Here is a 24,174-nt window from a genome sequence, read left to right on the forward strand (position 1 = left end):
TGGGGCCTGATGGACAACGACGCGAAGCTCCGGGAGTACCTGAAGAAGGTGACCGCGGACCTCCGGCGCGCCCGCAAGCGCGTCCAGGAGGTCGAGGACGCCGGGTCGGCCCCGGTCGCGATCGTCGGGATGGCCTGCCGGTTCCCCGGCGGCGTCCGCTCGCCCGAGGACCTGTGGCGGCTGGTCGATTCCGGCGGTGACGGGATGTCCGGGTTCCCCGCCGACCGCGGCTGGCCGGACGCGCACGACGCGGGCTTCGTCGCCGAAGGCGGCTTCGTGCACGATGCAGGTCAGTTCGACGCGGGCTTCTTCGGCATCTCGCCACGCGAAGCGCTGGCCATGGACCCCCAGCAACGGTTGCTGCTGGAGACGTCGTGGGAGGCTCTCGAACGCGCCGGGATCGTGCCGGAGACGTTGCGCGGCAGCCGTTCGGCGGTGTTCGTCGGCGCGGCGTCCCAGGGCTACGGGACCGGCGCGGGGGAGGAGGCCGAGGCGGTCGCCGGGCACCTGATGACCGGGACCGCCACCAGTGTCCTGTCCGGCCGGATCTCCTACACCCTCGGCCTGGAGGGGCCGTCGGTCACCGTCGACACGGCGTGTTCGTCGTCGCTGGTGGCGTTGCACCTGGCGGTGCAGTCGCTGCGGCGCGGGGAGTCCGACCTCGCGCTGGCCGGCGGCGCGGCGGTGATGGTCAACCCGGACATGTTCACCGAGATGAGCCGCCAGGGCGGGCTGTCCGGCAACGGCCGCTGCAAGGCGTTCGCCGACGGCGCCGACGGCACCGGCTGGGGCGAAGGTGCCGGGATGCTGCTGGTCGAGCGGCTGGCCGACGCGCAGCGCCTCGGCCACCCGGTGCTGGCGGTGATCCGCGGCTCGGCGGTGAACCAGGACGGCGCGAGCAGCGGCCTGTCCGCGCCGAACGGCCCGTCCCAGCAGCGCGTGATCCGGGACGCCCTCGCCGACGCCCGATTGTCCACTGTGGACGTGGATCTGGTCGAGGCGCACGGGACCGGCACGGCGTTGGGTGACCCGATCGAGGCGCAGGCGTTGCTGGCCACCTACGGCCAGGACCGTCCGGAGCCGCTGTGGCTGGGCTCGGTGAAGTCGAACATCGGGCACACGCAGGCGGCGGCAGGGGTCAGCGGTGTCATCAAGCTCGTCATGGCGCTGCGGAACCGCCGGATGCCGCCGACGCTGCACGCCGGGACGCCGTCGGCGAAGATCGACTGGACCGCCGGCGCGGTCGAGCTGCTCCAGGAGGGCCGGGAGTGGACCGCCGACCGGCCGCGGCGGGGTGCGGTGTCGTCGTTCGGCATCTCGGGCACCAACGCCCACGTCATCCTGGAGGAGGCCGCGCCCGCGGTTGCTTCCTCGGGGGGTTCTTCCGGCTTGGTGCCGTGGGTGCTGTCGGCCAAGTCGCCGGAGGCGTTGCGGTCGCAGGCCGCTCGCCTGTCTCTTGTGGACTCTTCACCGGGCGACATCGCGTTTTCACTGGCGACAACCCGGTCATCCTTTGCGCACCGGGCCGTCGTCGTCGGAGCGGATCGGGAGCGCCTCCTCGCCGGAGTGCGCGCCCTGGCCGACGGAACGCCCGCGCCGCACGTCGTTTCGGGCGTCGCCGGGAGCGGCAAGGTCGCCATGGTCTTCCCCGGGCAGGGTGCCCAATGGGCTGGGATGGCCGACGAACTCCTGGCCACTTCTCCGGTGTTTGCCGCGCGGTACACCGAGTGTTCCCGGGCACTCGAGCCGTACACCGGCTTTTCGCTGCTCGACTCGGTCGAACCGGACCGCGTCGACGTCGTGCAGCCGGCGCTGTTCGCGATGATGGTGTCCCTGGCCGAACTGTGGGCCGCGCACGGCGTGCGTCCGGACGCGGTGATCGGCCACTCCCAGGGCGAGATCGCCGCGGCGGTGGTGTCCGGCGCCCTGTCCCTCGAGGACGGTGCCCGCGTGGTCGCTCTGCGCAGCAAGGCCATTCTTGCCCTGTCGGGCGCGGGCGGGATGGTCTCCGTGGCCGCGTCGCGTGAGCAGACCGAGTCGCTCGTGGCGCCGTGGGGTGACCGGATCGGCGTCGCCGCGGTGAACGGCCCCTCCGCGACCGTCGTTTCCGGCGAGCCCGGCGCGCTCGACGAGTTCATGGCGGCCTGCGAGGTGCGCACGCGCCGGATCCCGGTGGACTACGCGTCGCACTCCGTCCAGGTGGAGCAGCTGCGCGACGAACTCCTCGAGGTCCTGGCCCCGATCACCCCGCGCGCGGGACACGCCGGGTTCTTCTCGACGGTGACCGGCGAATGGCTCGACGGCACGGCCCTCGACGCCGAGTACTGGTACACCAACCTGCGCAGCACCGTCCGGCTGGACATCGCGGTCGAGCAGCTGAAGAGCGCGGGTTTCGGGACGTTCGTGGAGGTGTCGCCGCACCCCGTGCTGGTCCCGGCGATCGGGGACGACGTGACCACCCTCGGTTCTCTGCGTCGCGGTGACGGCGGCCCGGACCGCTTCGCGCTGTCGGTGGCCGAAGCGCACGTGAACGGCGTCAAGGTCGACTGGACACCGTACTTCGCCGATGCTGCGCGGGTCGATCTGCCCACGTATGCGTTCCAGCACCGGCACTACTGGCTCAAGCCCGGCACCCCCGCCGAGGCCGTCGCGGATCCGGGCTTCTGGGAGGCTGTCGACAGCGGATCCCTCGCGGAAACGCTCGGCGTCGATCCCGATGTCCCGCTCAGTGAGCTGCTGCCCGCCTTGAGCGACTGGCGCCGGACGGCCCGTGATAAGTCCACGGTGGACTCCTGGCGCTACGACGTCCGCTGGCGTCCGGCCGCCGAGCCGGTGGGTGCGCTGTCCGGACGCTGGCTGGCCGTGGCCGCACCCGGTCAGTCCTCGTCCATTGTGGACATGCTCGGGTGTGAGGTCGTGCTCGCGACCGGCGACCGCGAGAGCCTGGCCGCCCGGTTGCGCGAGGCCGGGCCGGTGGCGGGCGTGGTGTCGTTGCTGGGCTTCGACGAGCGGCCGCACCCGGAGTTCCCCGAGCTGCCGTCCGGGGTGGCGGGCACGCTGGTGCTGGCCCAGGCCCTCGGCGACGCGGGAATCGACGCGCCCCTGTGGCTGCTGACCTCGGGCGCCGTGGACACGGACTCGCCTTCGCCCGCGCAGGCGCAGATCTGGGGCCTGGGCCGCGTGATCGGCCTGGAGCACCCGAACCGCTGGGGTGGCTTGGTCGACCTTCCGGCAGATCCCGACGTCCGTGCCGGGGAACGGCTCGCCGCCATCCTCGCCACCTCCGGCGACGAAGACCAGTTCGCCGTCCGCTCCTCCGGCGTCCTCGTCCGCCGCCTCGTCCGCGCGACCCCGCCTCGCACCGCCCCCGGCACCTGGTCCCTGACCGGCACCGTCCTGGTCACCGGCGGTACCGGCGCCCTCGGCCCGCGGATCGCCCGCTGGCTCCGCGGCGTCGGCGCCGAGCACGTCATCCTCGCCAGCCGCCACGGTAGTCAAGCCGACCCCGAGCCGGGCGTCACCTTCGCCACCTGCGACGTCACCGATCGCGCGCAGGTCGAAGCCCTCGCCGAAGCCCACGACATCCGCGCCGTCATCCACGCGGCCGCGCTGATCGAACTCGCCTCGATCGACGCCACCGACGTCGCCGCCTTCGCCGCGGTCGCCAAAGCCAAGGTCCAAGGCGCCGAAGTCCTCGACGCCGTCTTCGACCGGGACCTCGACGCCTTCGTCCTCTTCTCCTCCATCGCCGGCGTCTGGGGCAGTGGCGACCACGCCGCCTACGCCGCGGCCAACGCCCACCTCGACGCCCTCGCGCAGCGCCGGCGCGCCCGCGGCCTGCGCGCGACCTCGCTCGCCTGGGGCGTCTGGAACGCCCCCAGCCCCGCCAAAGCGAACCAGGACTTCGACGCGAGCCGCCTCCTCCGCCAGGGCCTGCCGTTCCTCGACTCCGACCTCGCCTTCGCGGGCCTCCGCCAGGTCCTCGCCGACGACGACACCTTCCTCGCCGTCGCCGACGTCGACTGGGCCCGGTTCGCGCCCGTCTTCACCGCCCTGCGCCCGCGCCAGCTGCTCGACGAACTGCCCGAGGTGCGGCGCGCGCTGGCCGTGGAGAAGCCGCAGGTCAAGACGGGCTGGCTGACCGGCGTCGCCCCGGCTGACCGCGCCCGGGCCGTGCTCGACCTGGTCCGTGCCACCGCGGCCGCCGTGCTCGGGCACGACGGCCCGGACGCCGTCGCCCCCGGCGTCGCCCTGCGGGAACTCGGCTTCGACTCGCTCACCGCCGTCGAACTGCGCAACCGCCTCGTCGCCGAAACCGGCCGGAGCCTGCCCGCCACCCTCGCCTTCGACCACCCGACCGCCGAGCGCATCACCGAATTCCTGCTCGGTGCCACCAGGACCGAGACCGTCGTCGCGGTCGCCGACGACGAGCCGATCGCCATCGTCGCCATGAGCTGCCGCTACCCCGGTGGCGTCAAGAGCCCCGAGGACCTCTGGGACCTCATCACCACCGGCGGCGACGCGATCACCGGGTTCCCGGCCGACCGCGGCTGGGACGTCGACGCGCTCTACGACCCCGACCCGGACCACGACGGCACCAGCTACACCCGCCACGGCGGTTTCCTGCACGACGCCGGCGACTTCGACCCGGGCTTCTTCGGGATCTCACCCCGCGAAGCGCTGGCCATGGACCCGCAGCAACGCCTGCTGCTGGAGACGTCGTGGGAGGCGATGGAACGCGCCGGCCTCGATCCGGAAAGCCTCCGCGGCAGCGCGACCGGCGTGTTCGTCGGCACCAACTACGCCGACTACGGCATCGGCCTCGCCCAGCCCGACGGCTCGGCCGGGCACCTGCTGACCGGCGGCGCGGCCAGCGTCGTCTCCGGCCGGATCTCCTACACCTTCGGGCTGACCGGCCCGGCCGTCACCGTCGACACGGCGTGCTCGTCGTCCCTGGTCGCGCTGCACCTCGCCTGCCAGTCGCTGCGCAACGGCGAGTGCACGATGGCCCTCGCGGGCGGGGTGGCGCTGATGTCGACCCCGGCGTCGTTCGTCGCGTTCAGCCGCCAGCGCGCGCTCGCCGCCGACGGCCGCTGCAAGGCCTTCTCCGACGACGCCGACGGCATGGGCATGGCCGAGGGTGTCGGCGTCCTGCTCGTCGAACGGCTCGCCGACGCGCAGCGGCACGGCCACGAGGTCCTGGCCGTGATCCGCGGCTCGGCGGTCAACCAGGACGGCGCGTCCAACGGCCTGACCGCCCCGAACGGCCCCGCTCAGCAGCAGGTCATCCGCCAGGCCGTGGCCAACGCCCGGCTGACCTTCGACGAGGTCGACGCCGTCGAAGCCCACGGCACCGGCACCACCCTCGGCGACCCGATCGAGGCACAGGCCCTGCTGGCCACGTACGGCCGCGACCGGGCGAACCCCCTGTGGCTCGGGTCGGTGAAGTCCAACATCGGCCACAGCCAGGCCGCCTCCGGCGTCGCCGGCGTCATCAAGATGGTGCTGTCCCTGCGCCACGGCGTCCTCCCGGGCACGCTGCACGCGGGCACACCGTCGTCCCATGTGGACTGGACGGCCGGGAACGTCCGGCTGCTGGACGAAACCCGCGAATGGCCGGAGACCGGCCGGCCGCGCCGGGCCGCCGTGTCGTCGTTCGGGATGAGCGGGACCAACGCCCACGCGGTCCTCGAAGCCGCACCGGAGCCGGTCGCGACGGAGTCGTCCGGGCCCGTCGCGACCGGCCCGGTGCCCTGGGTCCTGTCCGCGAAAACGCCCGCTTCGCTGGCCGCGCAGGCCCGGCGGCTGCGGGCGCGGGTAGGGGCCGCACAGGGGGTCCAGGCCGCAGATGTGGGGTACTCCCTCGCGAAATCCCGGTCTACGTTCGAGCGACGGGCGGTGGTCGTGGCTCCCGACGGTCACGACCCGCTGGGCGCGCTCGCCCACGACCGGGCCGTCCCCGGCCTGGTCCGGGGCAGCGCCCGCCGCGGGGGCAAGGTCGCCTTCGTCTTTCCCGGGCAGGGCTCGCAGTGGGTGGGGATGGCTTTGGACCTGATGGACACGTCGCCGGCGTTCGCGGCCCGCATGCGGGACTGCGAACGCGCGCTGGCGCCGTTCGCCGGCTGGTCGCTGCCCGACGTCCTCGGCGACGAAGCGATGCTCCGGCGCGTCGACGTCGTGCAGCCCGCGCTGTTCGCGGTCATGGTGTCGCTGGCCGAACTCTGGCGCGCCCACGGGGTTTCCCCGGACGCCGTGATCGGCCATTCCCAGGGCGAGATCGCCGCCGCCGTGGTCTCGGGCGCGCTGTCCCTCGAGGACGGTGCCCGCGTGGTCGCGTTGCGCAGCAAGGCGATCCTGGCCCTGGCCGGACACGGTGGCATGGTCTCGGTCGCGGCGCCGCTGACCGCGGTCGAGCCACGGCTCACCGGCGAACTGTCGGTCGCGGCCGTCAACGGCCCGGCCGCGGTGGTGGTGTCCGGCTCGCTTTCCGCCCTCGACGCGCTGATCGAGTCCTGTGCAGCCGACGGCATCCGCGCGAAGCGGGTCCCGGTGGACTACGCGTCGCACTCGGTCCAGGTCGAGGCGATCGAGACCGAGTTGCGCGAACTGCTCGCCCCGGTTTCGCCGCGGTCGTCGGAAATCGCCTTCTACTCCACGGTGACCGCCGAGCCGATCGACACCGCCGGGCTCGACGGCCCTTACTGGTACACCAACCTGCGCAACCCGGTGCTGTTCGACGCGACCACCCGGCAGCTGGCCGCGGACGGCTACGACACGTTCATCGAATGCAGTCCGCACCCGGTGCTCACGATGAGTGTCGAGGACACTGTGGACGAAGCCGTCGTCACCGGCACGCTGCGCCGCGGCGACGGCGGGCTCGACCGGCTGTACACGTCGTTCGCCGAGGCCTGGGTGCTCGGCGTCGACGTCGACTGGACGCCCACGTTCGGCGAAGGCGCCCGGCTGATCCCGCTTCCGACGTACGCCTTCGACCACCAGCGGTACTGGCTGGACCCGGCTCCGGCGACCCCGGCGGAGGACGGGCTGTGGACGGCGCTCGAAGAAACCGACGACCTCGCCGGGCTCCTCGGAGTCGATCAGGGCGCGCTCGACGAGGTGCTGCCCGCCCTGACCCGGTGGCGCTCTCAACGCTCCACAGTGGACTCCTGGTGCCTGAAGATCGGCTGGGTGCCGGTCGCCGAGCCCGCCCTGCCGCTGCTGTCCGGCCGCTGGCTGGCCCTGGTGCCCGCCGGGCCCGACCGGTCGGCGGTGCTCGACGCCCTCGCCTCGCGCGGCGCCGACGTCGTCACCGCCTCGCCGGAGGAGCTGCCGCCGGGGGAGTACGCCGGCGTCGTTTCCCTGCTGGGACTGGACGAAACCTCGCTGCCCGGGCACCCGCTGCTCGCGACCGGGGTCGCCGCGACGGCCGCGCTCGCCCCGGCACTGGCCGCCGCCGGGATCGACGCCCCGCTCTGGCTGCTCACCCGCGGGGCCGTGGCCACCGGGCCCGGCGACGCACCGGCGTCGAGCGTCCCGGCGCAGCTCTGGGGCCTCGGCCGCGTGATCGGCCTCGAGTACCCCGGCCTCTGGGGCGGGCTGATCGACCTGCCCGCCGCGTTCGACGAGCGGGCCGCGGACCGGCTGGCCGGGCTGCTGGCCGAGCCCGGCGGCGAGGACCAGCTCGCGCTCCGCGACCACGGGATCCTGGCCCGGCGGCTGCGTCCGGCGCGTCCCGCACCGGCGGGAGAGCCGTGGCGGCCGCGGGGAACCGTGCTGGTCACCGGCGGCACGGGAGCGCTCGGCGCGCACGTCGCCCGCTGGCTGGGCCGCTCCGGCGCCGACCACCTCGTGCTCACCAGCCGCCGGGGCGAAGCCGCGCCCGGCGCGGCCGAACTGGCCGAGGAGCTGCGCGGGTACGGCTGCGCGGTGACCATCGCCGCCTGCGACGTCGCCGAGCGCAAGGCCGTCGAAGCCCTGCTGGACAGCCTCGGGCACCCGCCGGTGGCCGTCGTGCACGCGGCCGGGCTGCCGCAGTCGAGCACCCTCGCCGAGACCGGCCTGGACGAGTTCGAAGACGTCCTCGCGGCCAAGGTCGCGGGCGCCGCGCACCTGGACGCCCTGCTCGGCGACGACCTCGAAGCGTTCGTGCTGTTCTCCTCCAACTCCGGCGTCTGGGGGAGCGCGGGCCAGGGCGCCTACGCCGCCGCGAACGCCTACCTCGACGCCCTCGCCGAGCAGCGCCGCGCCCGCGGGGCGAAGGCGACGTCGGTGGCCTGGGGGCTGTGGGCCGGCGGCGGCATGGCCTCCGACGACGGCGAGCAGCAGCTGCGCCGCCGTGGTCTCCGGCCGATGGCGCCCGAGCGGGCGGTGGCCGCGCTGCAGGGCGCGCTCGACCGCGACGAGACCTTCCTGGCCGTGGCCGACGTCGACTGGGACCGGTTCGTCCCCGCCTTCACGGCGTCGCGGCGGCGTCCGCTGATCGAGGAGCTGCCCGCGGTCCGCCGGGTACTGGACCAGCTCGAAGCCGAGCAGGAACGGCACGACGAAGGCGCGGCCGGGTGGCGCGAGCGGCTGGCCGGGCTGCCGGAAGCCGAACGCGACCGGGCCGTGCTCGACCTGGTCCGCACCGAGGCCGCGGCGGTGCTCGGCCACCGCGGCGCCGACGCGATCGGCAGCACCCGGCCGTTCCGCGACCTCGGGTTCGACTCGGTGACCGCGGTCGAGGTGCGCAACCGGCTGCGCCAGGCCACCGGCCTGCGGCTGGCCGCCACCGCCGTCTTCGACCACCCGACGCCGATCGCGCTCGCCCGGTTCCTCGCGGCCGGGATCGCCCCCGGCGGCACGCCCGCGGATTCGGCGTTCGGCGCGCTCGACCGGCTGGAGGCGTCGCTGACGGACCTCGGGGAGCCGGACGAGAACGTCCGGATGCGCGTCGAGATGCGGCTGAAGTCCCTGCTGAGCCGGTGGAGCGGCGACCACGCGGCGCCGCGGCAGGCGCAGCTCGCGGACGCCTCGGCGGCCGAGGTGTTCGCGTTCATCGACAACGAGCTCGGGGTCTCCCCGCCGCCGGCGCACTGACGCCCTGACTTGGACGAACGGATGAGGTTGGCGATGGCAGAGCAGGACAAGCTCCTCGAGTACCTCAAGCGCGTGACCGCCGACCTGCACCAGACCAGGCAGCGGCTGCAGGCGGCCGAGGCGGCGGAGCAGGAGCCGATCGCCATCATCTCCCTCGCCTGCCGGTACCCGGGCGGCGTCGCCTCGCCGGAGGACCTGTGGGACCTGGTCGCGGGCGGCACCGACGCGATGTCGGCCTTCCCGGAGGACCGCGGCTGGGACGTCTCGCGGATGTACGGTCCCGAAGGCGCCCACACGCTCGAAGGCGGCTTCGTCCACGACGCGGCTTCATTCGACCCGGGGTTGTTCGGCATCTCGCCGCGCGAAGCGCTGGCCATGGACCCGCAGCAGCGCCTGCTCCTGGAGACGTCCTGGGAGCTCCTCGAACGCGCCCGGCTCGACCCGTTCTCGCTGCGCGGCAGCCGGACCGGCGTGTTCATCGGCGCGAACGCGTCCGGGTACAGCAGCACGCTGCAGGCCGCGGCCGGCTCCGAGGGCTACCTGCTGACCGGCGAGGCACCCAGCGTCATGTCGGGGCGGCTGTCCTACACCTTCGGGCTGGAAGGGCCGTCGGTCACCGTCGACACGGCGTGTTCGTCGTCGCTGGTCGCGCTGCACTGGGCTTGCCAGGCGCTGCGGCAGGACGAATGCGGCCTCGCGCTGGCCGGCGGCGTCACGGTGATGGTGAGCCCGCTGGCGTTCGCGGAGTTCAGCCGCCAGCGCGGCCTCGCCTCGGACGGCCGCTGCAAGTCCTTCGCCGACGCGGCCGACGGCACCGGCTGGGGCGAGGGCGTCGGCATGGTGCTGCTGGAGAAGCTGTCCGACGCCCAGCGCAACGGGCACCGCATCCTCGGTGTGATCCGCGGTTCGGCGGTCAACTCCGACGGCGCGTCGAACGGCCTGACCGCCCCGAACGGCCCTTCTCAGCAACGCGTCATCCGCACTGCTCTGGCGAACGCCGGTCTGTCCACTTCGGACGTCGACGCGGTCGAGGCGCACGGCACCGGGACCGCCCTGGGTGACCCGATCGAAGCCCAGGCGCTGCTGGCGACGTACGGGCAGGACCGGCCCGCCGACCGGCCGTTGTGGCTGGGGGCGCTGAAGTCGAACATCGGGCACACGCAGTCGGCGTCCGGGATCGCGGGTGTCATCAAGATGGTGCTGGCGCTGCGGCACGAGGTGCTGCCGCGCACGCTGCACGTCGACGCCCCGTCGTCCGAAGTGGACTGGTCGGCGGGCGCGGTTTCGCTGCTGACCTCGGCCCGCCCGTGGCCGGCCGGCGACGTGCCGCGCCGGGCCGGGGTGTCGGCGTTCGGGGTGAGCGGGACGAACGTGCACGTGATCGTCGAGGAGGCGCCCCCGGAGGTCGTTGCCCCTCCTGCTCCTCCCACCGGTGAGCTGCTGCCGTGGGTGCTCTCCGGGGCGAGTGACGCGGCGCTGCGCGAGCAGGCCCAGCGGCTCCTGGACGCGGACCCGGACCCGGTCGACGGCGGTTATTCCCTGGCGGTGACCCGGGCCCGCCTGGCCCGGCGTGCGGTGGTACTCGGTGCTGATCGTGCGTCGCTGCGGGAAGGTCTTTCGCGCATCGAGGACGCCGTCGTCGGTACTGCGGATCCGGACGCGTTGCTGGCGGTGTTGTTCACCGGTCAGGGTGCGCAGCGGGTCGGGATGGGCCTGGAGCTTTACGAGCGGTTCCCGGTCTATGCGGCGGCTTTCGATGAGGTGCTTTCGCATTTCGATCCGTCGCTGCGGGCGGCGTTTGATGATCAGTCGCTGCTGGATCGGACCGAGTTCACCCAGCCCGCGTTGTTCGCGCTCGAGGTGGCGTTGTTCCGGTTGGTGTCATCTTTCGGTGTGCGGCCGGACTTCGTGGCGGGCCATTCGATCGGCGAGATCTCGGCCGCGCACATCGCCGGTGTCCTTTCCCTCGAGGACGCTTGCCGTCTGGTCGCCGCCCGCGCGTCGTTGATGCAGGCGCTGCCCGCCGGTGGCGCAATGGTGTCGATCGCCGCCCCCGAGTCCGCCATCCCTCTCAACGATCGCGTCTCCATCGCGGCGGTGAACGGTCCCGAGTCGGTCGTGATCTCCGGCGAGGAGTCCGCGGTCCTCGAGATCGCCGCCCAGTTCCCCAAGACCAAGCGCCTCCCCGTCAGTCACGCGTTCCATTCCCCACTCATGGATTCGATGCTCGACGAGTTCCGTGCGATCGCCGAGCAGCTCCAGTACCACCCGGCCCAGATACCGGTGCTCTCGAATGTGAGCGGTGCTCTCGCTTCGACGTTCACCGCCGAGTACTGGGTCCGCCACGTGCGAGAAGCCGTTCGCTTCGCCGACGGAGTGTCCACTTTGGAGGCTGCCGGGGTCGGCGTGTTCCTGGAGCTGGGCCCGGATGGCGTCCTCAGTGCGATGGTCGGCGGCGCCGCGATCCCGGCGTTGCGGCGCGACCGCTCTGAAACGAGAGCACTGCTCACAGCGTTGAGCACTGCTCACGTCCTCGGCGTGGACGTGGACTGGACACCGTTCTTCCCGGGCGGCCGCCGCGTCGACCTGCCCGCGTATGCCTTCCAGCGGGAGCGGTTCTGGCCACGCGGTGGCGTCGCCCACGGTGACGCCGGTTCGCTCGGCTTGGGAGCGCTGGACCACCCGCTCCTGGGTGCGGCGGTGAGCCTGGCGGGACACGACGGCGTCGTCTTCACCGGACGGCTGTCCGTGGAGACGCAGCCGTGGCTCGCCGGGCACGCGCTGGGCGGGACGGTCCTGGTCCCGGGGACGGCGTTGCTGGAGCTGGCCGTCCGGGCGGGAGACCAGGTCGGCTGCGAGGTCGTCGACGAGCTGACCCTCGAAGCGCCGCTGGTCCTGCCGGCGCGAGGCGGGGTGGCGATCCAGGTCTTCGTCGGACCGCCGGACGGAACGGGCCGCCGCGAGCTGACGCTGTACTCCCGCCCGGACGACGGCGCGGCGCCGGGTCAGGACACGTGGACCCGCCACGCCGGCGGCCTCCTCGCCCCCGGCACCCGACCGGCGGCCGAGCTGACGGAGTGGCCCCCGCCCGGGGCCGCTGACATCTCGACGGAAGGCCTGTACGACCAGCTGGAAAGCCTCGGCTTCACGTACGGCCCGGCGTTCCACGGCCTGGGCCGGGTATGGCGCCGAGGCGACGAGACCTTCGCGGAGGTGGAGCTCCCGGAGGAGTTCCACCCGGAGGCAACCGCCTTCGGCTTGCACCCGGCCCTCCTCGACGCGGCTCTGCACCCCCTGGGGCTCGCCGCCCCGGGCACCACCGGCCCCGGCGAGCCCACCGGCGCGACCCCGGTCGGCGGCGGCCCGGCCAGCTCCGGCGACCCCACCGGCGCTACCTCGGTCGGCGGCAGCTCGGCCAGTCCCGGCGACCCCACCGGCGCTACCCCGATCGGCGGCAGCCCGGCCAGCTCCGGCGGCATGCCGTTCTCCTGGAGCGGCGTCACCCTGCACGCCGCCGGCGCCACCGCCCTCCGCGTCCGGCTCGTGCCGGCCGGGGACAACGCCGTGTCTGTCACGGTCTGCGACCAGACCGGCGGCCCGGTCGCCGAGATCGAGTCCCTGACCCTCCGCCCCATCACGGCCGCCGCCCCCGTGCCGGACGGCTCGCTCTTCCGCCTCGACCGAACGCCCATCCCCGCCGGGCCGCCCGCCAACTCCGTCTTCCTCGGCCACAACGACTTCGGCCTGCCCGAAGTGTCCGATATGGACACCGACGCCGACCTCGTCTTCGCTCCCATCGCCACCGACGACATCCGGCAGGCCACCCACGAAGCCCTCACCCTCGTCCGAACCTGGCTCGCCGGGGAACGGCCGGGCCGCCTCGTCGTCGTCACCCGCCACGCCGGCACCGATCCCGCGGCCGCCGCCGCGCGGGGGCTCGTCCGGTCCGCCCAGACCGAACACCCCGGCCGCTTCCAGCTGCTCGACCTCGACGGCTCCACCCCGCCCGACCTCGCCACCCTGCCCGAAGAGCCGCAGGTCGACGTCCGCGACGGCGTCTTCACCGCCCCGCGGCTCGCCCGCGCCCACCGCGGCACCCTCACCATCCCGAGCGAACCCTGGCGGCTCACCACCACCGGCGGCACCCTCGACGGCCTCGTCCTCCAGCCGGAACCGGCGACGAACCTCGCCGCGGGCGAAGTCCGGGTCGCCGTGCGCGCCGCCGGGATCAACTTCCGGGACGTCCTCATCGCGCTCGGCATGTACCCCGATCCGGCCGCCGTCCTCGGGTCCGAAGCCGCCGGAGTGGTCACCGAAGTCGCGCCCGACGTCACCGGGATCGCCGTCGGGGACCGGGTGTTCGGCCTGTTCACCGGCGCGTTCGGCCCGGAGGCCGTGACCGACGCCCGGCTGCTCGTCCCGGTTCCGGACGGCTGGACCTTCGCCCGGGCCGCGTCCGTGCCCGTCGCCTTCGTCACCGCCTACTACGCCCTCTTCGACCTCGGGCGGCTCGAAGCCGGCCAGTCCGTGCTCGTCCACGCGGCCGCCGGCGGTGTCGGGATGGCCGCCGTCCAGCTCGCCCGAAGCGTGCACGCCGAAGTGTTCGCCACGGCCAGTCCGGCCAAACAGGACGCCGTCCGCGCTCTGGGTGTCACCCACCTCGCGTCGTCGCGGGACCTCGAGTTCGCGACGAAGTTCGCCGAAACCGACGTCGTCCTCAACTCGCTGACCGGCCCGTTCATCGACGCCTCGCTCGACCTCCTCAAACCCGGCGGCCGGTTCCTCGAAATGGGCAAGACCGACCTGCGCGACCCCGCAGGCGTCACCTACCTCCCGTTCGACCTCGGCGACCCCGGCCCGGACCGCATCCAGGAAATCCTCCGCACCCTGCTGACGCTGTTCGCCGAAAACAAGCTGCACCCGCTGCCCACCAAGGCCTGGGACGTCGTCCGTGCGCCCGACGCCTTCCGCTTCATCAGCCAGGCCAAGCACGTCGGCAAGAACGTCCTCACCATCCCCGCCGCGCCGGATCCCGACGGCACCGTCCTCGTCACCGGCGGTACCGGCACCCTCGGCGGCCTGCTGGCGCGCCACCTCGTCACCACCCACGGCGTCAAGAACCTCCTGCTGGTCAGCCGTCGCGGCCCGGACGCTCCGGGCGCGGCCGAACTGGCCGCCGAACTGACGGCCGGCGGCGCCGATGTGCGCATAGAGCGCTGCGACGTCGCCGACCGGGCGCAGCTCGAAGCGCTGCTCGGCCCGGTGAACCTGACCGGGGTCGTCCACACCGCGGGCGTGCTCGACGACGGCGTCGTCGCATCGCTCACCGCCGAACGGATCGACGCCGTCCTCGGCCCGAAGGTCGACGCCGCGCTGAACCTGCACGAGCTGACCCGCGACCGTGACCTCGCCTGGTTCGCGCTGTACTCCTCGCTCGCCGGGGTGGCCGGGGCCGCCGGCCAGGCCAACTACGCCGCCGCCAACGCCGCTCTCGACGCCCTCGCTGCCCGCCGCCGCGCCGAAGGCCTGCCCGGGGTCTCCCTCGCTTGGGGCCAGTGGGCCGAAGCGAGCGGCATGACCGCCGCACTCGACGACGAGGACCTGTCGCGGATCGCGCGATCCGGCATCGGCGCCCTCGGCACCGCGGAGGCCCTGGCGCTGTTCGACGCCGCCCAGGTCGCCGGCGCCGCGTGCGTCGTCCCGGTTCGCGTCGACCTCGCCGCGCTGCGCGCCCAGGCCGAACACCTGCCGGCCCTGTGGCACGGGCTGGTCCGGGTGCGGACCCGCCGCGCGGCCGGGTTGCCGTCCGGCGCCGAGGGGCTCGCCGCGAAACTGGCCGGGCTCAGCGCCGACGACGTCCGCCGGTTCCTGCTCGACCTCGTCCGCACGCACGTCGCGGCGGTCCTCGGCCACGACAGCGCTGACGCCGTCGAGCCCGCCAAAGCGTTCAAGGACCTGGGTTTCGACTCCCTGACCGCCGTCGAGCTGCGCAACCGCCTCACCGCCGTGACCGGCCTGCGCCTGCCGGCCACGGTCATCTTCGACCACCCCAACCCGCAGGCCCTCGCCGCGCTGCTGCAGGCGGAGCTGGCCGGCGACGCCGTACCGGCGACGACAGCGGCGATCACCACCGTCACCGACGGCGACCCGATCGCCATCGTCGCGATGAGCTGCCGCTACCCGGGCGAGGTGACGTCGCCGGAAGACCTGTGGCGCCTGGTCGAAACCGGCCGCGACGCCCTCACCGCGCTGCCCGCCGACCGTGGCTGGGACCTCGCGGCCCTGGGTGCCGCCGAGGGCGGGTTCGTCCACGACGCCGGCGGCTTCGACGCCGAGTTCTTCGGCATCTCCCCGCACGAAGCCCTCGCGATGGACCCGCAGCAGCGGCTGCTCCTGGAGATTTCGTGGGAGGCACTGGAACGCGCCGGGATCGACCCGCGGTCGCTGCGGGGCAGCAGCACCGGCGTCTTCGTCGGCGCCGCGCACCAGGCGTACGGCAGCGGCGTCGCCGAGGTGGCGGCCGGCGTCGAAGGCCACCTGCTGACCGGCAACGCGACCAGCGTCGTCTCCGGCCGCGTCTCCTACACGTTCGGCTTCGAAGGGCCCGCCGTCTCGATCGACACGGCCTGCTCGTCGTCGCTGGTCGCCCTGCACTGGGCGGTCCAGGCCCTGCGGCGCGGCGAGTGCGACCTCGCCCTGGCCGGCGGGGTCGCGGTGATGGCGCAGCCGGGTATGTTCGTGGAGTTCGACCGGCAGGGCGGCCTCGCCTCCGACGGCCGGTGCAAGGCCTTCGCGGAGGCCGCGGACGGCACCGGCTGGGGCGAAGGCGCCGGCCTGGTGCTGCTGGAGCGCCTGTCCGACGCCCGGCGGCACGGGCACGAAGTCCTGGCGCTCGTCCGCGGTTCGGCGGTGAATTCCGACGGCGCGTCGAACGGCCTCACCGCGCCGAACGGCCCCTCCCAGCAGCGGGTCATCCGCGCCGCGCTGGCGGGAGCCGGACTGTCCACTTCGGACGTCGACGCGGTCGAAGCCCACGGCACGGGTACTTCGCTGGGCGACCCGATCGAGGCCCAGGCGCTCCTGGCGACCTACGGGCAGGACCGGTCGACGCCGCTGTGGCTCGGCTCGCTCAAGTCCAACATCGGCCACACCCAGGCCGCGGCAGGCATCGCCGGGGTGATCAAGGTCGTGATGGCGATGCGGCACGGCGTCCTGCCCCGGACACTGCACGTCGACGCGCCTTCGTCCCGCGTCGACTGGGAATCCGGCGCGATCGAGCTGCTCACCGACGCGCGCCGCTGGCCCGAAACCGGCCGTCCGCGCCGGGCCGGCGTGTCGTCGTTCGGCATCTCGGGGACCAACGCGCACACGATCATCGAGCAGGCCCCGGCCGCCGCGCCGGTACCGGAGCGCCCCGAAGTCTGCGGCCTGGTGCCGTGGCTGCTGTCCGCGCGTGACGCCGACGCGCTCGCCGCGCAGGCCGGCCGCCTTCGCGCCCACGTCGAGGCCGACCCGTCGCTGTCTCCGGTCGATGTCGGGTTCTCGCTGGTGAATGCGCGGGCGGTGCTCGAGCACCGTGCTGTCGTGTTCGGCGACGACCGTGAGGAGCTCCTCGCGGCGCTGGAGAACCCGCCGGTGACCGGGGTCGCCCGGCCCGACCGGCGACTGGCGGTGTTGTTCACGGGCCAGGGGGCGCAGCGGGTCGGGATGGGCCTGGAGCTTTACGAGCGGTTCCGGGTCTATGCGGCGGCTTTCGATGAGGTGCTTTCGCATTTCGATCCGTCGTTGCGGGCGGCGTTTGATGATCAGTCGTTGTTGGATCGGACCGAGTTCACCCAGCCCGCGTTGTTCGCGCTCGAGGTGGCGTTGTTCCGGCTGGTGTCATCCTTCGGAGTGCGGCCGGACTTCGTGGCGGGTCATTCGATCGGTGAGATCTCGGCCGCGCACGTGGCTGGTGTCCTTTCTCTCGAGGACGCTTGCCGCCTGGTCGCCGCCCGGGCGTCGTTGATGCAGGCGCTGCCGCCCGGTGGTGCAATGGTTTCGATTGCCGCTCCCGAATCGGCCATCACCTTGACCGAGGGCGTCTCCATCGCGGCGGTCAACGGTCCCGAGTCGGTAGTGATCTCCGGCGAAGAGTCCGCGGTCCTCGCCATTGCCGCCCAGTTCCCCAAGACCAAGCGCCTGTCGGTGAGCCACGCGTTCCACTCGCCGTTGATGGATCCGATGCTCGACGAGTTCCGCGCGGTCGCCGAGACCCTGACGTATCACCCGGCGCAGATATCGGTGCTCTCGAATGTGAGCGGTGCTCTCGCTTCGACGTTCACGGCGGACTACTGGGTGCGGCACGTGCGCGAGACGGTCCGTTTCTCCGACGGCATGGCAACCCTGCAAAGCGCCGGCGCAAACGTGTTCCTCGAGCTGGGCCCCGACGGCGTCCTCAGCGCGATCGTCGGCGGCACGGCGATCCCGGCGTTGCGGCGCGACCGCTCTGAAATGAGAGCACTGCTCACAGCGTTGAGCACTGCTCACGTCCACGGCGTGGACGTCGACTGGGCACCGTTCTTCCCGGACGGCCGCCGAGTCGACCTGCCGACGTACGCCTTCCGGCACCGCAACTACTGGCTCGCCCCGGAGCCCGGCACCGCGGCACCCGGGGACGACTCCGGCTTCTGGGAGGTGGTGCGCAGCGGCAAGCTGGCGGCCGAACTGGAGCTGGACGCGGACGTCGCCGAGGCGGTCGCCCCGGCGCTGTCGGCGTGGTACCGGCGCCGCCACCAGGAGTCCACGGTGGATTCCTGGCGCTACGGCATCGCCTGGCGCCCGGTCACGCCGGACGCCGCCGCGCTGACCGGGCACTGGCTGCTGGTCGTGCCGGAAGAGGGCGAGACCGGTGTCGTGGCCGGCGTCGCCCAGACGATTCTCGAACGCGGCGCCCGGCTCACTCCGGTCCGCATCGACCCGCTGCTTCCGCGCGCGGAGTTCACCGAACGCCTCCGCGAGGCGATCGACGGGTCCGAAGTGGACGGCGTACTTTCCCTGCTGGCCCTGGCCGACGGAGGCCGCGGAGCCGCAGCGGGCACGGCAACCCTCCTCCAGTCGCTGGGCGACCTCGGAACAAGCGGACGCGTGTGGTGCCTGACCCGCGGAGCGGTCGCGGCGACCCGGGCCGACGGCGTCGAGGCGCCGGCCCAGGCCCAGGTCTGGGGCCTGGGCCGAACGGCGGCGATGGAGCACCCCCAGCGCTGGGGCGGCTTGATCGACCTGCCGGCCGACCTCGACGACCGGGCCCGCACCCGCCTGGCCACCGCGCTCACCGGCACCGAAGACGAGGTCGCCCTCCGCCCCTCAGGCATCTTCGCCCGCCGCCTGGAACGCCGCCCCGCAACCACCGGCCCGGCTCGCCACCCCTGGGGGTCCACGCCCGCCACCGGCGCTCAGCAGGAGGGGCACCGCTCCGTCGCCGCCGGTTTGGGCTGGCAACCTCGGGGCACCGTGCTGGTCACCGGTGGCACGGGCGCACTCGGTGGCCGGGTTGCCCGGCGGCTGGCCACCGCAGGTGCCGAGCACCTGATCCTGCTCAGCCGCCGCGGGGCCGCAGCACCCGGGGCCGCGGAGCTCGAACGCGAACTCACCGCCCTCGGCTGCGATGTTTCGGTCGTCGCCTGTGATGCTGCCGATCGGGATGCTCTGGCCGCCGTTCTTCCCGATGATCTCCGGGCCGTCGTGCACGCCGCCGGCGTTCTCGACGACGGCGTCATCGATGCCCTCACGCCCGAGCGCTTCGACGCCGTCCTGCGCGCCAAGGCGACCGCTGCCGAGAACCTGTCCGCGCTCACCGGTGAGCTCGATGCGTTCGTCCTCTTCTCCTCGATGGCCGGCGCGTTCGGCGCCGCGGGTCAGGGCAGCTACGCCGCCGCCAACGCGCACCTCGACGCGCTCGCCCAGCAGCGGCAGGCCGCCGGGCTGCCCGCCGTCTCGATCGCCTGGGGTCCGTGGGCCGGCGAGGGGATGGCCGCCGGCGACGCCGAAGCGCAACGACGGCTGCGTGCCGCCGGTGTCGGCGCCTTGGAACCCGGCCTCGCCCTCGACGCCCTCATGAGAGAGGCCGCAAGCGGCGACCCACTGGCCGTGGTGGCCGACCTCGACTGGGACGTTTATCTCCCGGCGCTGCGGGCTGTCCGGCCGCGGCCGCTGTTCGGCGAATTCGGCGAGCCGGTCGAAAGCCCGGAAGCCGAACCCGCGGGACTCCTCAGTGGACTGTCCGAAATAGACGCCGAACGCAAGCTTCTCGACCTCACCTGCACGCACGTCGCCGCCGTGCTCGGCTATCCCGATGCCGCCGCCGTCGATGGTGACCGTGCCTTCTCCGATAGCGGGTTCACCTCCCTGACCGCGGTCGAACTGCGCAACCGTCTCGACGCCGCCACCGGGCTGAACCTGCCCGCGACGTGCGTGTTCGACCACCCGACACCCGCCGCGCTGGCCCGCCAACTGCACCGCGAACTGGTCGGCCGCCGGCCGGAACCGGCCGGACCGGTGACGGCGCCGGTGCGAGCCGACGAGCCGATCGCGCTCGTCGCCATGGGCTGCCGGTTCCCCGGCTCGGTCGCCACGCCGGAAGACCTCTGGCGCCTCGTCGCCGACGGCGTCGACGCGATGACCGGCCTCCCCGACGACCGCGGCTGGGACCTCGGTGCCCTCTACGACCCCGACCCCGGCAAGAGCGGCCACAGCTACGTCCGCGAGGGCGGATTCCTCGACACCGCAGCGGAGTTCGACGCCGCCTTCTTCGGGATCTCGCCACGCGAAGCTCTCGCCATGGACCCCCAGCAGCGCCTGCTGCTGGAGATCGCCTGGGAGGTCTTCGAACGCGCCGGGATCGACCCGCACACCCTGCGCGGCAGCCGCACCGGCGTGTTCGCCGGCACCAACGGCCAGGACTACGCGGGCCTGCTCGGCGCGGCGGGCGAGGAGGTCAGCGGCTTCATCGGCACCGGCAACGCCGCCGCCGTCGTGTCCGGCCGGCTGGCCTACGCGTTCGGCCTCGAAGGCCCGGCGCTGACCGTCGACACGGCGTGCTCGTCGTCGCTGGTCGCGATCCACCTCGCCGCGCAGGCGCTGCGCCGGGGCGAGTGCGATCTCGCGCTGGCCGGCGGGGCGACCGTGATGTCCACCCCGGCGACCTTCGTCGAGTTCAGCCGGCAGCGCGGCCTGGCCTCCGACGGCCGGTGCAAGGCGTTCGCCGACGCGGCCGACGGCACCGGCTGGGGCGAGGGCGCCGGGCTCGTGCTCCTGGAACGGCTGTCGGACGCCCGCCGCAACGGTCATCGGGTCCTCGCGCTCGTCCGCGGCTCGGCGGTGAACTCCGACGGCGCCTCCAACGGCCTGACCGCGCCGAACGGCCCGTCTCAGCAGCGGGTCATCCGCGCCGCCCTGGCCGACGCCGGTCTGTCCCCTTCGGACGTCGACGCGGTCGAAGCGCACGGCACCGGAACGATGCTGGGCGACCCGATCGAGGCCCAGGCCCTGCTCGCCACCTACGGCCAGGACCGCGAAACGCCGCTGTGGCTGGGCTCGGTGAAGTCCAACATCGGCCACACCCAGGCCGCCGCGGGCATCGCCGGGGTCATCAAGATGGTCCTGGCCATGCAGCACGGCGTCCTCCCGCCGACGCTGCACGTCGATACGCCTTCGTCCCAGGTGGACTGGTCGGCAGGCGCGGTGGAACTGCTCACCGAGCCGCGCGAGTGGACGGCCGACCGGCCGCGCCGGGCGGGCGTGTCGGCGTTCGGCGTCAGCGGCACCAACGCCCACGTGGTCCTCGAAGCGGGCGAGCCCGAGCCGGCGCCCTCGGCGTCGCAGGAACTCACCGTCTGGCCGCTGTCGGCGAAGGACGAGCAAGCCCTGCACGAGCAGGCCCGACGCCTCCGCGCCGCGGTCGCCGACGACGCTCCCGTGGCCGAGGTCGGCCGCACCCTGGCGACCGGCCGGGCGGCCCTGGGGCACCGGGCCGTCGTCGTCGGGGACCGCGACCAGCTCCTGGCCGGTTTAGCGGACCTGGACAACGCCGTGCGCGGCACCGCCGCCCCCGGCGGCCGGCTGGCCGTGCTGTTCACCGGCCAGGGCGCCCAGCGCGCCGGGATGGGCCGCGAGCTCTACGACCGCTTCCCGGCGTTCGCCGACGCCTTCGACGCCGTGTGCGCCGAGTTCGACGGCCTGCTCGACGCCTCCCTGCGCGAGATCGTCTTCGGCGGCGGCGACCGCCTCGACCGGACCGGCTACACGCAGCCCGCGTTGTTCGCCGTCGAGGTCGCGCTGTACCGGCTCGTGACGGCGTGGGGCGTCCGCCCGGACTTCGTCGCGGGGCACTCGATCGGCGAACTCGTCGCCGCCCACGTGGCCGGTGTCCTGACCCTGCCCGACGCCTGCACGCTGGTCGCCGCCCGGGCGACGCTGATGCAGGCGCTGCCCGCCGGTGGGGCGATGGTCTCGATCGCCGCGCCCGAGGCCGACATCCCCTCCGACGATCGCGTCGCCATCGCGGCGGTCAACGGTCCCGAGTCGGTCGTGATCTCCGGCGACGAGACCGCGGTCCTGAAGATCGCGGCCCGATTCCCGAAGACCAAGCGGCTCACCGTGAGCCACGCGTTCCACTCGCCGCTGATGGACCCGATGCTCGACGAGTTCCGCGCGGTGGCGGAAACCCTCACGTACCACCCCGCGCAGATACCGGTGCTCTCGAATGTGAGCGGTGCTCTCGCTTCGCCGTTCACCGCCGAATACTGGGTGCGGCACGTGCGCGAAACCGTCCGGTTCGCCGACGGCGTCGCGACCCTCGAAGCCGCGGGCGCGACGGTGTTCCTCGAGCTGGGACCCGACGCGGTGCTGAGCGCCATGGTCGGTGGTACCGCGATCCCGGCGTTGCGACGCGACCGCTCTGAAACGAGAGCACTGCTCACAGCGGTGAGCACTGCTCACGCCCACGGGGTGGACGTCGACTGGGCCGCGTTCTTCCCGCCGGCCCGCTCGATCGATCTCCCCACGTACCCCTTCCAGCGGCAGCGGTTCTGGCCGGAACCCGTGCCCGCCGCCGCGCCGGTGTCCGAAGTGGACGCCGAGTTCTGGAAGGCCGTCGAAGGCGAGGACCTGGAGTCCCTGGGGGCGCTGCTCGGCCTCGACGGCGACCAGCGCGCCGCCATCGCTCCCGCTCTCCCGGCCCTGTCCGGCTGGCGGCGGGAGACTGGGACGGCCGCGGACTCGTGGCGCTACCGAGTCGTCTGGCGCAAGCTGCGCGAAGAAAGCGCGGCGGTCTCCGGCGACTGGCTGTTCGTCCTGCCGGAAACCCTCGACGACCCGGGCGCGGTGACGGCGGTCGCGGGTGCCTTCGCGACGTCCGGGGCGCGGCCCCTGGTCGTCCGCGTCCCCGAGGACGCCGACCGCATCACGGTCGCGAAGCTGGTCGAGGCCAAGCTCGCGGAAGAAGCCTCGACGCCGGTGGGCGCACTGTCCCTGCTGGCCTTCGCGACCGGCGCGCCGGCGTCGGCCGTGGCGGCCGGGCTCCCGCAGACCCTCGCCCTCGTGCAAGGGCTCGGCGACGCCGGCGTCGCCGCGCCGCTGTGGTGCGCCACCCGCGGCGCGGTCGCGACGGCGGACAGCGAGCCCGTCGCGGACCCGGCGCAGGCCCAGTTCTGGGGCTTCGGCCGGACGGTCGCGGTGGAACACCCCAACCGCTGGGGCGGCCTGGTCGACCTGCCGGAAACCCTGACCGCCGAGGACGGCGAGCGGCTGTGCGCGGTCCTCGCCACCGGCGGTGAAGACGAAGTCGCCGTAAGGGCCGGAAAAGTCCTCGCCCGCCGCCTCGTCCGCGACACCGGCACGAATCCACAGTGGACACCGACCGGCACGGTCCTGGTCACCGGCGGCACCGGAGCCCTCGGCGGGCACGTCACCCGGTGGCTCCTGGACCACGGCGCCGAGCACGTCGTCCTGGCCGGCCGCCGCGGCGGCGAAGCGCCGGACGACCGCGTGACGGTGGTCGCCTGCGACGTCGCCGACCGGGACGCGGTCGCGGCCCTGCTGGCCGGACACCCGGTGACGGCGGTGGTGCACGCGGCGGGCGTCCTCGACGACGGCGTCGTCGACACCCTGACCGGCGACCGGTTCGCCGGGGTCCTGCGGGCCAAGGTGACCGGCGCCCGGATCCTCGACGAGCTGACCGGCGACCTCGACGCCTTCGTCCTGTTCTCCTCGCTCGCCGGCACGGTCGGCGCCGCGGGACAGGCGAACTACGCCGCCGCCAACGCCGAACTGGACGCACTCGCCCAACGCCGCCAGGCGACCGGCCGCGCGGGCATCTCGATCGCCTGGGGCCCCTGGGCGGGCGAGGGCATGGCCGCCGAAAACGCGGACCGGATGCGGCGCGCCGGGGTCACCCCGCTGCCCGCGGCCGGCGCCGCGGCGGTGCTCGGCCGGATCACGCGCTCGCAGGTCGTCGCCGACATCGACTGGGACACCTATCCCGCGACCCGGCCGTTCTTCGCCGAACTGGCCCCGGCGGCTCCGGTCCTGGCCGCGCCGCCCGGAAACCTCGGCGACCGCCTGGCCGGGATGTCGACGGCCGACGCCGGTGACCTGGTCCTCGAGATCGTCCGCGAGCACGTCGCCGCGGTGCTCGGCCACGGCCGGGCCGCCGACGTCGCCCCGGACCGGGCGTTCAGCGAAACCGGCTTCACGTCGCTGACCGCCGTCGAACTGCGCAACCGCCTGGACCGCCTCACCGGGCTGAACCTGCCCGCGACGCTCGTCTTCGACCACCCGTCGCCGTCCGCGCTGGCCCGGCACTTGACCGCCGAGCTGCGGGAAGACGAGCGCGGCGTCGACGGCCTGCTCGACGAGCTGAGCCGCGTCGGCGCCGCCCTCGGCGAGGCCGATCGGGCGCGCGTCGCGGAACGGCTGCGGCTGCTCACCGCGGGCTGGACGGGCGAGTCGGCGGCCCCGAGCCTCGAATCCGCCAGCGACGAGGAGATGTTCGACCTCCTCGGCAAAGAGTTCGGCATCTCCTGACCCGGCGCCCGCGACCTACGGAGTGAGAAGACG

The 24,174-nt window shown here is 73.7% G+C and carries 2 protein-coding genes; both read left to right on the forward strand.

Features of this window, described 5'->3' with window-relative positions; all coding sequences use genetic code 11:
• The first annotated feature begins 6 nt into the window (after nucleotides 1-6).
• Nucleotides 7-9,078, forward strand: coding sequence for a type I polyketide synthase (locus H5965_RS22945; RefSeq protein WP_396136941.1), 9,072 nt, complete (start codon nucleotides 7-9; stop codon nucleotides 9,076-9,078).
• Nucleotides 9,079-9,111: 33 nt separating this feature from the next.
• The gene (locus H5965_RS22950; protein WP_310972185.1) at nucleotides 9,112-24,141 is read left to right on the forward strand and encodes a type I polyketide synthase; all 15,030 of its coding nucleotides are present in this window, start codon (nucleotides 9,112-9,114) and stop codon (nucleotides 24,139-24,141) included.
• Nucleotides 24,142-24,174: the final 33 nt, after the last annotated feature.

It is taken from the genome of Amycolatopsis sp. 505 (assembly GCF_031625235.1).
Taxonomy (GTDB): Bacteria; Actinomycetota; Actinomycetes; order Mycobacteriales; family Pseudonocardiaceae; genus Amycolatopsis.